The following is a 14289-nucleotide window of genomic DNA, read 5'->3' as shown; positions in this document are numbered from 1 at the left end:
GAGGTGATGGTAGACCGCCCGCGCTCGGTGCCGGGGTGTGATCGCTTCCCGGGATTCTTACCTTGGCGGCCCAGTGGTACGAACCATTGCCTGATGGATGGGATCGTAGAGGAGACCTTCGAAACAGGTCCCGCGGTTCCCCCGAAACCTGTGATCCGCGTCTCAAGTCCTTCCATATCAGGCAGTGTCCTGACGTACAGTGACGTGAACGCCTGTAGCACACCGGGGACCTTTGGCGGGCAACTGTCGCTGAAGGTCTCTTTTGTGTGCGGGCTGACGAAGATCAGCCCTGAAAGGAATGACCTCTGGCCGGGCTCCGCGCGCAGTGACGCGCACGGGGCGTGGATCCCGGTGGTCGCCGTCCGCCGCTCCGTGATCCGGGGCGGACTCCCCCTGGGCGTGGGGGTGGACGACCGACCCTGCCGGTGCCGGCTACCCCCCACCGGGCGCGCAACGCTCCAGCGCGCGTCCCGACCAGCAAGGAACGACCATGGCGTCCAGCCTGACGAAGGACTCGGTCCGCCCGGGCACCCCCGGGTCCGAGAAGACCTTCTTCGGCCACCCCCGCGGACTGGCCACTCTCTTCATGACCGAGATGTGGGAGCGCTTCTCCTACTACGGCATGAAGGCCCTGCTCACCGTCTACCTGCTCTCCGGCGGTCCCGATGCCGGCAAGGGCAGCATGGGCGGCGGCCTGGCCATGGACGTGGCCACCACCACGGTGATCGTGTCCGTCTACTCGGCGATGGTGTACCTGCTCGCCATGCCCGGCGGCTGGCTCGGCGACCGCGTCTGGGGCCCGCGCAAGACGGTGGCGATCGCCGCCGTGACGATCATGTCCGGTCACATCGTGCTGGCGCTGCCCGGCGGCCAGGCTCCGTTCTTCGCCGGTCTTGCGCTGGTCGCGGCCGGTTCGGGTCTGCTGAAGGCCAACATCTCCACGATGGTGGGCCACCTGTACAAGGGTCCGGACGACCCGCGCCGTGACGGTGGCTTCACGATCTTCTACATGGGCATCAACGCGGGCGCCTTCTTCGCCCCGCTGGCCATCGGCACCGTCGGCCAGGAGGTCAACTGGCACCTCGGCTTCGGCATGGCCGCGGTCGGCATGGCGATCGGTCTGGCCTCGTTCCTGCTCGGCACCCGCCACCTGAACCCGCAGAGCAACGTCGTCCCGAAGCCGCTGAGCACCGAGGAGCGGACCTCCTGGCTGCGCAAGGGCCTCACCTGGCTGATCATCGCGGCCGTGTTCTACGGCGTCGTGGGCGTCACCGGCCACTTCACCCTGAACTGGGCGATGATCCCGCTGACCGTCATCGGTCTGATCATCCCGGCCGGTGTGCTGATGCGCATCAAGCGGGACAAGGAGCTGTCGTCCACCGAGCAGTCGAAGATGACCGGCTACATCTGGTTCTTCGTCGCGGCCGCCGTGTTCTGGATGATCTACGACCAGGGCGCGTCCACGGTGCAGGCGTTCGGTGAGGGCAAGGCCTCCGGCTCGCTGCTCGGCTTCGACTTCCCGTCCTCCTGGTACCAGTCGCTGAACCCGCTGTTCATCATGGCGCTGGCCCCGGTCTTCGCCTGGGTCTGGATGTGGCTGAACCGCCAGGGCAGGGAGCCCAGCACCATCGTGAAGTTCTCGATGGGCCTGGTCCTGGTCGGCGTGTCGTTCTTCTTCTTCCTGATCCCGCTGGGCCTGGCCGCCAACGGGACCGCGGTCAGCCCGATGTGGCTGGTCGGCATCTACTTCATCCAGACCGTCGGCGAGCTGTGCCTGTCGCCGGTGGGCCTGTCGGTGACGACGAAGATGGCCCCGGCCAAGTACGCCAGCCAGATGATGGGCGTGTGGTTCCTCGCGGTCACCGCGGGCGACTCCATCACCAGCCTGCTGTCCAACCCGGCCATCGCCGGGGTCGACCTCGGCGGCACGGGCGCGGTCTTCGGGGAGGCGCTCCTCGCGGCGCTCGCCGGGTTCGCGGTGTGGATGTACCGCCGGAAGGTCAAGTCGCTGATGGGCGACGTGCGCTGACGCACCCCCACGCGCAGGGCGGAGGGCCGCCGCACATCCTGTGCGGCGGCCCTCCGTCGTCTTCCCGGTCCCTGGGCCGGCGGGCGGGGACTTCGTCCCGACCGACCAGGAGCGGGCGGGCAGGCGACGTCCGGCTGGGGCGGCGGGGCGCGGGTGCGTGAGCGAGTGGGTTCAGCCGGGCGGACGGTGCGCTCGGCCCCTTGCCGGGGCAGGCGCAACCGGCGGCCGTGTCAGCGGGGGCGGCGGGTCTGCGGACGCGGAGTGGGGGGCCGGGCGGGTGCCGTCCGGCGGGAGTCACGCGGCCTAAGGGTGCGTCGGCGCTTTGGAGGCACGGAGAGCCGGTGTGCTCGGTGGGCTGGTGCGCTCGGCGGGAGTCGTGCGGCCGGGGGATGCGTCGGCGCGGTGCGGCGAGGGCAGTCCACGCGGCTGGGTCGGTCCGTACGGCGAGCGGAGGCGCTCAGCCATCTGGTCCTGCGCGGCAAGCGGGCGGGCTCTGCCAGGCGGGCGGCGCGGTGAGCGGGCTCGGCCAGGCGCGGTGAGCGGGGCGGTTTGGCCCGGCACGGCGAGCGGGCCGGGTCGGCCGGGTGTGGTGCGGGTGGGCCGGTGGGGCTTTCAGGGGCGGGCCGGTGTGCTCTGCCGGGGGCGCGCCGGTGCGGGGGCCGGCGCGCTCGGGCGGGTGGCTCGGGCCCGGCGGGTCACGCCGGGGCGCCCAGTTCCGCCCACACGGTCTTGCCGTCGCGGCCGGGGACGCGCTGGACGCCCCAGTCCAGGCACAGCCGCTGCACGATGAACATGCCGTGGCCGCCTGGGCGGCCGGCGCGGTGCGGGGTGCGCGGGGCCGGCTGGCCGGTGCCCCGGTCGGAGACCTCCAGCCGGATCACCTTGTTGTCGCAGGACAGGAGCAGCTCGTCCGGGCCCTCGGCGTGCAGACAGGCGTTGGTGACCAGCTCGGACACCACGAGCAGCACGTCCTCGGCGGCAGCCCGCTGATCGGCGCCGGCCGCGGGCAGCCAGCCCCACGCGTACAGCGCCTGGCGGGTGAAGTCACGGGCGAGCGGGACGACACCGCTCTCGCCGTCCAGGCGCAGCGTGCGTACCTGCCGCCCCCGCCCCGGAGGAGCGCCCTCGGACGGCACGGACGGCGCGGCTGCCCCCGCGGACGCGCCCGGCTCCGGCGCACCCCCTTCGGACGCCCCGGAAGCGCCGCTGGGCTCCGGGCCGCGGTCGCCCGGCGAGTAAGGCCGGGTGGTGCTCATCAGCGCTTCACCTCACCGATCCACCAGTTCACAGTTCAACATTCCGGCACCGGACGGTGCCGGGCGGTCCGTACACAAGTCCGCCCACGACTCCTCCGTCGTCCGCCGTTCGCACGTACGTCGCACCCAGGCCGTCCATCGGTTCCCTGACGGTCCGGAGTGCTCGCGGTCGACGGCTTCAGGATGACTCCTGCCCGACGGATCCGGCGGAACACCCCCTGTTTGGACATGACCGGTGCCCAGTACAGGCATCGGCCGTCCAGGAGCGGCGCGCGCACCGGCTCAGTCGGATTCGCCGGCCAGTGCGGCCTCTACGGAGTCGTGGACGGTGAAGACCGCCTCCGCCCCGGTGATCTCGAAGACGCGGGCCACCACCGGCAGCATCCCCGCCAGGTGGACCCCGCCTCCGGCGGCCTCCGCCTTCAGTCGCGCCCCGAGCAGGACGTTCAGTCCCGTGGAGTCGCAGAACTCAAGCCGTGAGCAATCCACGACCAGCCGTGAGAACCCCTTGTCGAGGAGATCGTCGAGCGGCTCGCGCAGAAGATCGGCGGTGTGGTGGTCCAGTTCACCCGCAGGTGTCACTACGGCGCTGGGACCTTCTTCCCGCACCTCCACCAGAAGCCGGCCCGACTGTGCGCTGCCGACCGTCCCGTGGTCCATGCCGTCTCTCTCCCGAGGTCGTGGCTGCTGATGCCCTCGAACATTACGCCTTTCAATCGCACTCCGACACCCGAACAACCTCCCACAATCGGACATATCGCCACAGAACGCACTTGCGACGTCCTCTGTCGAGCGGGTAGGGCTAGTAAGGACACACAGCCCTACAGCCGGCTTCGGAGGCGCCGCACACCGCAGTGCACCCTTTTTGGCTTCGGCAGCCATATGCCGAGAACGATGGAGGACACCCATGTCACCCCGGCTCGACGAGTCGCATACCCCGATCGCGACGTCGACACCCCCACCGGAACTGGATCATCCCATCAATCCCCTCGAGGCACTCGAGGGACTCCCGGAGATCCCGCCCTTCGACGAGGTGGGCGCGGTGGACGCCCGGGCGCTGTCCCGGACGCTCTTCGAGCGCCTCGAGTCGCTCGAGGAGGGGACGTCCGACCACGCCTACGTACGCAACACGCTCGTCGAGCTGAACCTCGCGCTGGTCAAGTTCGCCGCCTCCCGCTTCCGCTCCCGCAGCGAGCCGATGGAGGACATCATCCAGGTCGGCACCATCGGCCTGATCAAGGCGATCGACCGCTTCGAGCTCTCACGCGGTGTGGAGTTCCCCACTTTCGCGATGCCGACCATCATCGGCGAGATCAAGCGCTTCTTCCGTGACACCTCGTGGTCCGTGCGCGTGCCGCGCCGGCTCCAGGAACTGCGGCTGGACCTGGCCAAGGCCGGGGACGAACTGGCCCAGAAGCTGGACCGCGCCCCGACGGTGGCGGAACTCGCCGAGCGGCTCGGCATCTCCAACGAGGAGGTCGTCGAGGGCATGGCCGCCTCCAACGCCTACACCGCCTCCTCGCTGGACGCCCAGCCCGAGGAGGACGACTCCGAGGGCGCGCTCGCGGACCGCATCGGCTACGAGGACCACGGGATCGAGGGCATCGAGTACGTCGAGTCGCTGAAGCCGCTGATCGCCGAACTCCCCTCCCGGGACCGGAAGATCCTCTCCCTGCGCTTCGTCGCGGGCATGACCCAGTCGGAGATCGGCGAGGAACTCGGCATCTCCCAGATGCACGTCTCCCGGCTGCTGTCGCGGACGCTGGTGCGGCTGCGCAAGGGGCTGACCGTCGAGGAGTGATCCTTATGGCGCCGCGTGCCAGGCGGCCCGGCCACAGGCGCCGGGCCGCTTCGCCGTTTTTGGGGACAGATCACCCCGAGTGGCGAGTACCCGGCGTCCCAGCCCTCACTCGCGCCGGTGTCATGCGCGCACACCGGCGCCCTGCGCGAACCGTTATCGGGGTTACCCGGGGAAACGTCTTTCCCGGACCGCGCCGCTCCACCACCATGAGCCCCCAAACCGACCGGTAGGCCGGAGAGTTCGGGGGAACGGAGGGGCGCGATGGCTCAGGACGGCGACGCGGCCGAGGCGGACACAGGACTCGCCGACGCGCCGGACGCACGGCTGACGGCGCTGCTGCGCGCCCCCTCCCCGACGGCCTACCCGGCGCTTCAGGAGCTGCGCCGCCGGCACCACCCGGCGGTCCTCGCCTACGCCCGGCTGTGCACCGCGAGCGAGTCCGCGGCCCGCAGGCTGGCCGCGGAGACCCTGACCGCCGCGGCCCGCGAGACGGCCCGCGGCCGGGAGCCGAGCGTGCCCCTGCGCCACCAGCTCCTGCTGCTCACCGCCCGGCTGGCGGCCTCCTGGGCGGCCGACGAACGCTCCGCGGGCGTCGACACGGGCCTGCTGCTGGTGCTGAACACGAGCGGTGCGCCGGACGGCCCCACACCACCGCTCCTCCCGGCGTTCCAGACGCTCCCGTCCCGCGCCCAGGGCCTGATCTGGTACGGCGTGCTGGATGTCGGGCCCGTCGAGCGCACCGCCGCCTACCTCGGCCTCAGCCGCGTCGATGTGCACCACGACACCCCGCAGGCCGTGCAGACACTGGCCCAGGCCCTCCTGCGGCACCGTCTGGCCGGTTCCGACGACCCGCGCTGCGCCGACTTCCGCCGGCTGATCGAGGAGGCTGTACGGCCCGGCACGCCCCGTCGCAGCGCCGACCTGGACGCCCACCGGGCACGCTGCCCGCACTGCTCGGCCGCCGTCGAGGAGCTGGCCGCGCTGCGCGACGCCCCGCGGCAGACCCTGGCGGAGGGCCTGCTCCCCTGGCACGGGACCTCGTACCTGCGCGCCTCCGGTCCGGCTCCGGCCCCCGCTCCCGGCCCGCGTGCCGCCGCCCGGACCCGGCCGCCCGGCCGCCACTACCTGCTGGCGTCCACGGCCCTGGGCGTGGCCCTGGCCCCGCTGCTGGTCTTCCTGCTCACGCCGTCCGGGTCCGCCGACCGGGAGGCGGCCGCGGCGACACCCGCTCCCCCGCCGGTGACGGTGACGGCCACGGTCTCGCTGTCCCCGCCGCCCGCCCCGACGCCCTCCCGCACCGCCGGGTCGCCGTCACCGTCACCGTCGAGGACTTCGCACCGCCCCGCCACCTCCGCGCCGCCCGGCCGCCGCACCCCCTCACCGTCCCCGCCGCCCGCGCCGCCGGGCAGCGCCCTCGCACAGGTGGTGAACCTGGCCACGGGCCGCTGCCTGGACATCCGGGACGGCGAGCTGTGGAAGGGCAACGACGTCGTCATGGCGCCCTGCGACTCCTCCGCCACCCAGCGCTGGCGGGTCGACGCCGGTCCGGGCGTCCTGCGGTCGGCCGCCGACTCCGGCTTCTGCCTGGACAGCCGCGGCTCGACCGACCGGGGCGTGGGCATCTGGGAGTGCGACTCGGTCTACGGCCGCAACGGCCGCAACCTCCGCTTCGCCGTCGACCCCGACGGCACGATCCGCCCGGCGATCGACACCGGGACGGCGGTGACACCGGACGACGGCGACGGGGTCGGACTGGCGCCGCTGGGCGGAGGACCGGCACAACGGTGGCGGGCCGGGTCAGCCTGACCGTCCGGACAGACGCCCGGGCCGTCTGGCCGCCCACACCGGTCTGACCCTCCTCGCGGGCGTCCGGAACCGTCTGACCGTCTTCGCGGACGTCCGGGCCGCCTGACCACCCACGCGGACGTCCGGGCCCGTCCGGCCGTCCGCGCGGCCGCCCGAGTCGCCTGACCGCCAGCGCAGGCGTCCGGTTCAGATCTCGCGTACGCCGCGCCGCCAGACGCCGGCGACCAGCGGCACGCCCGGCCGGTAGGCCAGGTGCACGTGGCTCGGGGCGTCGAGCAGCAGCAGGTCGGCGCGGGCGCCCGGGGTGAGACGGCCGATGTCCGTGCGGCGCAGGGCCGCCGCGCCGCCGGCCGTGGCCGACCAGACCGCCTCGTCCGGGGTCATGCCCATGTCCCGCACCGCGAGCGCGACGCAGAAGGGGACCGAGGAGGTGAACGACGAACCCGGGTTGCAGTCGGTCGACAGGGCCACGGTGACGCCCGCGTCCAGCAGCCGGCGTGCGTCGGGCCACTCGGCGCGGGTGGAGAACTCGGCGCCGGGCAGCAGGGTGGCGACCGTGTCGCTGTGGGCGAGGGCGTCGACGTCCGCGTCGGTGAGGTGGGTGCAGTGGTCGGCGCTGGCCGCGTCCAGCTCGACGGCGAGCTGGACGCCGGGGCCGTAGGAGAGCTGGTTGGCGTGGATCCGGGGGTGCAGCCCCCTGGCCCGGCCGGCGGTGAGGATCGCGCGGGCCTGGTCGCCGTCGAAGGCGCCCTTCTCGCAGAAGACGTCGATCCAGCGGGCGTGCGGGGCGCAGGCGTCCAGCATCTCGCCGGTGACCAGGGCGACGTAGGCCGCCGGGTCGTCGGCGTGCTCGGGGGCGACGATGTGGGCGCCGAGGAACGTCACCTCGTCGGTGTGCCGGGCCGCGACGCGCAGGGCCCGGGCCTCGTCCTCGACGGTGAGGCCGTAGCCCGACTTCGTCTCGAAGGTGGTGGTGCCCTGACGGAGGGCCTCCGCCAGGTAGCGGGTGAGGTTGGCCTCCAGCTCCGCGTCGGTGGCGGCACGGGTGGCCGCGACCGTGGTGCGGATGCCGCCCGCGGTGTAGGAGCGGCCGGACATCCGGGCGTTGAACTCCTGCGTGCGGTCACCGGCGAAGACCAGGTGGGAGTGGGAGTCCACGAAGCCCGGCAGCACCGCCCGGCCGCCCGCGTCGACCCGGTTGTCAGTGGCGGGTGCTTTCCTGGATTCACCGGTCCACGCGACGCGGTCGCCGTCGATGACGACGGCCGCGTCCTGGATCAGACCGAGGGGGGATCCGTCACCGGAGGAGGGGTCGTTGGTGACCAGCGTGGCGATGTTGGTGATGACGGTGCTGCTGCTCATGGTGTCCTCGTGGGTGGCCGGTCGGGGGTCGGCGGGCTTCTTCCGCGCGGGCCTCAGCCGCGCAGGGCTTCGATCGCGTCCGCGAGCGCTGACGGCACGTCGGGGACGAGGGCATGCGTCCCGTCCCGTACGACGTGACGGCCGCCCACGATCGTGTGCCGCACGTCCGCCGCGGTCGCCGCGAATACGGCCGTCTCGGCGCCCAGCCGGGGTACCGGTCCGGCCGTCCTGACCGAGTCGAGGGCGATCGTCGTCAGGTCGGCGAGCGCGCCTGTCTCGATGGCGCCGGCGTCCTGCCAGCCGAGGGCCGCGTGGCCGTCGGCGGTGGCGGCCCGCAGCAGTGCCGCGGCCGTCCAGTGGCCCCGGGTGCGGGTGCGCAGCCGCTCGTTCAGCTCCATCGCGCGCGCCTCTTCGAACAGGTCGATGACGGCGTGGCTGTCGGAGCCGAGGGAGAGCGGGGAGCCCGCCCGCTGCAGGGCGACGGCCGGACCGATGCCGTCCGCCAGGTCGCGCTCGGTGGTGGGGCACATGCAGGTGCCGGTGCGCGAGCCGCCGAGCAGCGCGATGTCCTCGTCGGTGAGGTGGGTGTTGTGCACACCGGTGGTGCGCGGCCCGAGCACGCCGTGGTCGGCGAGCAGCCGGGTCGGGGTGCAGCCGTGCGCGGCCAGGCAGGCGTCGTTCTCGGCGGTCTGCTCCGACAGGTGCACGTGCAGCGGGGCCCGCCGCTCCTCCGCCCAGCGCGCCACGGTCGCCAACTGGTCCGCGGGCACGGCCCGTACGGAGTGGATCGCCGCTCCGATCCGCGCGTGATCCCGTTCCTTGAGAACTGAACAGCGTTCGGCCCAGGCCTCCGCGCCGCCGTCGGAGAAGCGCCGCTGGTGGGTGTTGAGCGGCTCGCCGCTGTGCTTGTCGCGGATGGCGGAGGAGAAGTACGCGGTGTCCAGGAGGGTGATGCGGATCCCGGCCTCGGCGGCGGCCGCGATCAGCGCCTCGCCCATGGCGTTGGGCTCGCCGTAGGGGGTGCCGCCGGGGGCGTGGTGCACGTAGTGGAACTCGCCGACGCAGGTGATGCCGGCCAGCGCCATCTCTGCGTACACGGCGCGGGCGAGGGCGTGGTAGGTCTCCGGCGTCAGCCGGTCGGCGACGGAGTACATCACCTCGCGCCAGGTCCAGAAGGTGCCGCTGCCGACCTGGACCGTGCCGCGCAGCGCCCGGTGGAAGGCGTGCGAGTGGGCGTTCGCCAGACCCGGGAGGGTCAGGCCGCGCAGCACCTCGGCGCCGGGCGGCGGGGTCGCCGCGCCGGTGCGGACGGCGGTGATCCGGCCGTCCGCGGCCGTCACGGCCACGCCGGGCTCGACATGGGTGCCGAGCCAGGCGTGCTCCAGCCAGTAGGTCGTGTCGGTCACGTGCGGGCCAGCCCTTCCAGTACGTCGGCGAGCGCGCGCACCCCGGCGAGGCAGTCGTCCTCGGCCGCGGACTCGGCCGGGGAGTGCGAGACGCCGGTGGGGTTGCGCACGAACAGCATGGCGGTCGGGATGCGCCCGGACAGGATTCCGGCGTCGTGTCCGGCGCCGGTACCCAGGACGGGCACTTCGAGGCCGGTGTCCTTCCCCAAGATGCGGCCGAGTTCGTCGCGTAGCGCGTGGTCGAACTCGACCACCGGGGTGAAGGACTCCCGGACGACGTCCAGGTCGATGCCGTGGGCGTCGGCGTACTCGCGCGCCGCCTTCTCGACGCCGCCGACGACCGTGTCCAGGGTCGCCTGGTCGGCGGCGCGGGAGTCGAGCCAGCCGCGCACCAGGGAGGGGATGGCGTTGACGCCGTTCGGCTCGACGGAGATCTTGCCGAAGGTGGCGACGGCGCCGGCGAGTTCGGCCTCGCGGCGGGCGGCGAGCACCGTCTCGGCGTACGTCAGCATCGGGTCGCGCCGGTCGGCCAGGCGGGTGGTGCCGGCGTGGTTGGCCTCGCCGCGGAAGTCGAAGCGCCAGCGGCCGTGCGGCCAGATGGCGCTGGCGATGCCGACCGGGTCGCCGGACAGGTCCAGCGCGCGGCCCTGTTCGACGTGCAGTTCGACGAAGGCGCCGATCCTGGCCAGCCGTTCCGGGTCGGCCCCGATGGCCTCGGGGTCGTGGCCGGCGGCCTCCATGGCCCGGGGAAGGGTGACGCCGTCAGCGTCGGTGAGGCGGTGGGCCTGCTCGACGGTGAGCTGTCCGGCGGTGAGCCGGGAGCCGACACAGGCGAGCCCGAACCGGGCGCCCTCCTCGTCACCGAAGTTGACGACGGCCAGGGGCCTGGTGAACCGCGAGCCCCTGGCGCGCAGTTCGTCGAGGGCCGCGAAGGAGGACACGACGCCGAGGGGGCCGTCGAAGGCGCCCCCGTCCGGCACCGAGTCCAGGTGCGATCCGGTGACCACGGCGTCCCCGGCGGCCGGGTCGCCCAGCCAGGCCCACTGGTTGCCGTTGCGGTCCACCTCGTACGCCAGCCCGCGCGTCTCGGCCTGCTCGCGGAACCAGGCCCGGCACTCGCCGTCGGCCCCGGTCCAGGCGTACCGCCGGTACCCGCCGGAGCCGGGGTGCCGCCCGATGGGCAGCAGCTCGCGCCACATCTCCTCGAAGGAGCTGCCGCCCACAGGCCGCGGGCGGTCGTCCCGCGGGACGGACCGGTCGGCCGCGGCCGCGCCCGGCGGCGGGACCTCGGCTCGCGCCGGGGCGTCGCCACCGCCTGCTCGCGGACTCACGCCTCGTCACCCTCACGCATGGGCACCCGGACTCCCCGCTCGTCCGCCACGGACTCCGCGATGTCGTAGCCGGCGTCGACGTGCCGGATGACACCCATGCCGGGGTCGTTGGTGAGCACCCGCCGGATCTTCTCCCCGCCCAGCTTCGTGCCGTCGGCCACCGTCACCTGGCCGGCGTGGATGGAGCGCCCCATGCCCACGCCGCCGCCGTGGTGGATGGACACCCAGGAGGCGCCGGAGGCCACGTTGACCATGGCGTTCAGCAGCGGCCAGTCGGCGATCGCGTCGGAGCCGTCGAGCATGGCCTCGGTCTCGCGGTACGGGGAGGCGACGGAGCCGCAGTCGAGGTGGTCGCGGCCGATGGCCAGCGGGGCGGCCAGCTCGCCGGAGGCCACCATGTCGTTGAAGCGCTCGCCGGCCTTGTCGCGCTCGCCGTAGCCCAGCCAGCAGATGCGCGCGGGCAGGCCCTGGAAGTGGACGCGCTCGCCGGCCAGCTTGATCCAGCGGGCCAGGGACTCGTTCTCCGGGAAGAGGTCGAGGATCGCCTTGTCGGTCTTGGCGATGTCGGCCGGGTCGCCGGACAGCGCCGCCCAGCGGAACGGTCCCTTGCCCTCGCAGAACAGGGGCCGGATGTAGGCGGGGACGAAGCCGGGGAAGGCGAACGCGCGGTCGTACCCGGCGAGCTGTGCCTCACCGCGGATGGAGTTGCCGTAGTCGAAGACCTCGGCGCCGGCGTCCATGAAGCCGACCATGGCCTCCACGTGCTTCGCCATGGACTCGCGCGCCCGGGTGGTGAAGCCGGCCGGGTCCTTCGCGGCGGCGTCGGCCATGTCCTCGAAGGCCACCCCGACGGGCAGGTACGCCAGCGGGTCGTGGGCGGAGGTCTGGTCGGTGACGATGTCGATCGGGGCGTTCATCGCCAGCAGCTGCGGGACCAGTTCGGCCGCGTTGCCGAGGACGCCGATGGACAGCGGCCGGCGGGCGTCGCGGGCCTCGGTGGCGAGCCGCAGCGCGTGGTCGAGGGAGTCGGCCCTGACGTCCAGGTACCGGTGCTCGATGCGGCGCTCGATGGCGCGCGGGTCGCAGTCGACGCAGATGGCGACGCCGTCGTTCATGGTCACGGCGAGGGGCTGGGCGCCGCCCATGCCGCCGAGGCCGGCGGTGAGGGTGATGGTCCCGGCGAGGGTGCCGCCGAACTTCTTCGCGGCGACGGCGGCGAAGGTCTCGTAGGTGCCCTGGAGGATGCCCTGGGTGCCGATGTAGATCCAGGAGCCGGCGGTCATCTGCCCGTACATGGTCAGGCCGAGGGCCTCCAGCCGGCGGAACTCCTCCCAGTTGGCCCAGTCGCCGACGAGGTTGGAGCTGGCGATGAGGACGCGCGGGGCCCACTCGTGGGTCTGCATCACGCCGACCGGGCGGCCGGACTGGACCAGCATGGTCTCGTCCTGCTTGAGCGTGCGCAGCGTGCGGACCATGGCGTCGAAGGAGCGCCAGTCGCGGGCGGCCTTGCCGGTGCCGCCGTAGACGACGAGCTTGTCGGGATGCTCGGCCACCTCGGGGTCGAGGTTGTTCTGCAGCATCCGCAGGGCGGCTTCCTGCTGCCATCCAAGGGCGCTCAGTTCCGTGCCGCGCGGTGCTCGTACGGGGCGGGGTCCCGACATCGTCTGCCTCCTCCTGTTACTACCTCTATTCACATCCTGGCTTCCTGAATAGAACTAGTCAACACCTCCCCGCCCGCACACCCGCGCCACCTGGATGTTTGGCTGGAAGCACACGAAGGCCGACAGGAGGGGAGAGGTCGTGGACCACGACACCGACGTTGAGGCCCGGGAGCGGGCGGCCCGGCGCGACGAGGCGGTACGCGGCGCGGTGGAGCAGGGGCTGCTGGGGCCGGACGCGGCCGTGGTGGGACTGCTGGACGTCACCGGCATCCGGGAGTCGGCGGGCGCGCTGCGCGCGGCGTTCGACGCGGTCGTGGCGCCGGGCACGCCGGTGCTGCACGCCTTCGCGGTGAAGGCGAGCCCGCTGGTGCCGGTGCTGCGGCTGCTGCACGAGGAGGGCATCGGCGCCGAGGTGGCGAGCCCGGGCGAGCTGGCGCTGGTGCGGGCGGCGGGACTGCCGCCGGAGAACACGGTGCTCGACTCCCCCGCCAAGACGCCGGCCGAGCTGCGCGAGGCGCTGGCGCTGGGCGTCGCCGTCAACGCGGACAACCCGCAGGAGCTGGACCGGCTGGACGCGCTGGTCGCGTCGGCGGCCACCCGGTCGCCGCTCGGCATCCGGGTCAACCCGCAGATCGGCGGCGGCACCATCGGGGCCACCTCGACCGCGACCGAGACCTCGAAGTTCGGGGTGGCGCTGCGCGACGAGGGGGCCCGCGAGTGGGTCGTCCAGGCCTACGCGGACCGGCCGTGGCTGACCCGGCTGCACGCGCACACCGGCTCCCAGGGCATCCCGCTGGCGCTGCTGGCGCGGGGCGTGGCGGAGACGTACGCGCTGGCGGAGGAGATCAACGCGCGGATCGGGCGGCGGCAGATCGACACGCTCGACATCGGCGGCGGCCTGCCGGTCAACTTCGAGTCGGAGGCGACCGCGCCGACGTACGCCCAGTACGCGCGCACGCTGAAGGCGGAGGTACCGGGGCTGTTCGACGGACGGTACGGGCTGGTGACCGAGTTCGGCCGGTCGCTGCTGGCCAAGCACGGCACGGTGGTGGCGCGGGTGGAGTACGCCAAGAGCTCCGGCGGGCGGCGGATCGCGGTGACGCACGCGGGTGTGCAGGTGGCCACGCGGACGGTGTACGCGCCGGGGGCCTGGCCGCTGCGGATCGCCGCGTACGACGCCAAGGGCCGCCCGAAGCCGGGCCCGGAGGTGACGCAGGACGTGGCGGGCCCGGCCTGCTTCTCGGGCGACCTGCTCGCCGAGGGACGCTCCATGCCCCCGCTGGAGCAGGGCGACTACGCGGCGGCCCTGGACACGGGCGCGTACTACTTCGCGCACCACTATGCCTACAACTCCCTGACCAGGCCCGGGGTCTACGGCTTCGCGCCGGACGCCGCCGGGGGCGTCGCCTTCGCGACCGTGCGGGAGCCGCAGACGGTGGCGGAGGTGGTGGCCGAGTCCGGAGGGGCGCACGCGTCCGCACTCACCACCCTGGGCGCGCCCGGGAGCCGTTGACACGCCCCCGGGTCCGCTCGAACAAATGGATCAACTGGCGTGAGAAAGACGTCAGTTGACCCACCCTAGTACGCCGGAAGCACGTTCCAACGGAAAATGCCAAAGCCGTCACCCCCGACACACA

General features: G+C 73.0%; 10 protein-coding genes. 4 read left to right on the top strand and 6 right to left on the bottom strand.

Going from position 1 to position 14289, the window contains the following annotated elements; genetic code table 11:
* Window positions 1-490: 490 nt before the first annotated feature.
* Window positions 491-2029, top strand: coding sequence for a peptide MFS transporter (locus tag TNCT1_RS13965; RefSeq protein WP_143631348.1), 1539 nt, complete (start codon window positions 491-493; stop codon window positions 2027-2029).
* Between the two features lie 695 nt (window positions 2030-2724).
* Here TNCT1_RS13965 and TNCT1_RS13960 read toward each other — a convergent pair.
* The gene (locus tag TNCT1_RS13960) at window positions 2725-3285 is read right to left on the bottom strand and encodes an ATP-binding protein (RefSeq protein ID WP_143631346.1); all 561 of its coding nucleotides are present in this window, start codon (window positions 3283-3285) and stop codon (window positions 2725-2727) included.
* 282 nt (window positions 3286-3567) lie between these two features.
* Window positions 3568-3945 carry an STAS domain-containing protein gene (locus TNCT1_RS13955; RefSeq protein ID WP_143631343.1) on the bottom strand — a complete coding sequence of 126 codons (378 nt, stop codon included), beginning with the start codon at window positions 3943-3945 and terminating at the stop codon, window positions 3568-3570.
* Between the two features lie 247 nt (window positions 3946-4192).
* Here TNCT1_RS13955 and TNCT1_RS13950 point away from each other — a divergent pair, with 247 nt between their 5' ends.
* Together TNCT1_RS13950 and TNCT1_RS13945 are read left to right on the top strand one after the other, a co-directional pair.
* A complete protein-coding gene (locus TNCT1_RS13950) occupies window positions 4193-5086 on the top strand; it encodes an RNA polymerase sigma factor SigF (protein WP_143631339.1) in 894 nt (297 codons plus the stop codon).
* Between the two features lie 261 nt (window positions 5087-5347).
* Entirely contained in the window at window positions 5348-6892 is a 1545-nt protein-coding gene (locus TNCT1_RS13945) for an RICIN domain-containing protein (protein WP_143631336.1), read from the top strand.
* A 186-nt stretch (window positions 6893-7078) separates the two neighbouring features.
* On the opposite strand, the gene hutI is transcribed toward TNCT1_RS13945, so the two are convergent.
* From hutI to hutU, 4 genes are all read right to left on the bottom strand, one after another.
* Entirely contained in the window at window positions 7079-8254 is a 1176-nt protein-coding gene (hutI, locus tag TNCT1_RS13940) for an imidazolonepropionase (RefSeq protein ID WP_143631333.1), read from the bottom strand.
* A 53-nt stretch (window positions 8255-8307) separates the two neighbouring features.
* Complete coding sequence (locus TNCT1_RS13935) at window positions 8308-9660, bottom strand: formimidoylglutamate deiminase (protein ID WP_143631328.1); 1353 nt, start codon at window positions 9658-9660, stop codon at window positions 8308-8310.
* Window positions 9657-10859, bottom strand: coding sequence for an allantoate amidohydrolase (locus TNCT1_RS13930; RefSeq protein WP_143631586.1), 1203 nt, complete (start codon window positions 10857-10859; stop codon window positions 9657-9659). Before TNCT1_RS13930 ends, TNCT1_RS13935 begins: the two co-directional genes overlap by 4 nt.
* Before the next feature lie 128 nt (window positions 10860-10987).
* Window positions 10988-12652: a urocanate hydratase gene (gene hutU / locus TNCT1_RS13925; RefSeq protein WP_143631325.1), complete on the bottom strand. Its 1665-nt coding sequence runs from the start codon at window positions 12650-12652 to the stop codon at window positions 10988-10990.
* 94 nt (window positions 12653-12746) lie between these two features.
* Between hutU and TNCT1_RS13920 the strand changes: the two genes are divergently transcribed.
* A complete protein-coding gene (locus tag TNCT1_RS13920) occupies window positions 12747-14165 on the top strand; it encodes a diaminopimelate decarboxylase (protein WP_143631322.1) in 1419 nt (472 codons plus the stop codon).
* The last annotated feature ends 124 nt before the right edge of the window (window positions 14166-14289 follow it).

Source organism: Streptomyces sp. 1-11, assembly GCF_007176755.1.
Lineage (GTDB): Bacteria > Actinomycetota > Actinomycetes > Streptomycetales > Streptomycetaceae > Streptomyces.
The sequence above is the reverse complement of the archived record's forward strand: the minus strand, read 5'-3'. Positions and strand labels throughout refer to the sequence as shown.

What these genes read in the sequence shown, in the direction of transcription:
- TNCT1_RS13965 (WP_143631348.1), top strand. Translation starts at nt 491, where the DNA reads ATGGCGTCCAGCCTGACGAAGGACTCGGTCCGCCCGGGCACCCCCGGG.
- TNCT1_RS13960 (WP_143631346.1), bottom strand. Translation starts at nt 3,285, where the DNA reads ATGAGCACCACCCGGCCTTACTCGCCGGGCGACCGCGGCCCGGAGCCC.
- TNCT1_RS13955 (WP_143631343.1), bottom strand. Translation starts at nt 3,945, where the DNA reads ATGGACCACGGGACGGTCGGCAGCGCACAGTCGGGCCGGCTTCTGGTG.
- TNCT1_RS13950 (WP_143631339.1), top strand. Translation starts at nt 4,193, where the DNA reads ATGTCACCCCGGCTCGACGAGTCGCATACCCCGATCGCGACGTCGACA.
- TNCT1_RS13945 (WP_143631336.1), top strand. Translation starts at nt 5,348, where the DNA reads ATGGCTCAGGACGGCGACGCGGCCGAGGCGGACACAGGACTCGCCGAC.
- hutI (WP_143631333.1), bottom strand. Translation starts at nt 8,254, where the DNA reads ATGAGCAGCAGCACCGTCATCACCAACATCGCCACGCTGGTCACCAAC.
- TNCT1_RS13930 (WP_143631586.1), bottom strand. Translation starts at nt 10,859, where the DNA reads ATGTGGCGCGAGCTGCTGCCCATCGGGCGGCACCCCGGCTCCGGCGGG.
- hutU (WP_143631325.1), bottom strand. Translation starts at nt 12,652, where the DNA reads ATGTCGGGACCCCGCCCCGTACGAGCACCGCGCGGCACGGAACTGAGC.
- TNCT1_RS13920 (WP_143631322.1), top strand. Translation starts at nt 12,747, where the DNA reads ATGTTTGGCTGGAAGCACACGAAGGCCGACAGGAGGGGAGAGGTCGTG.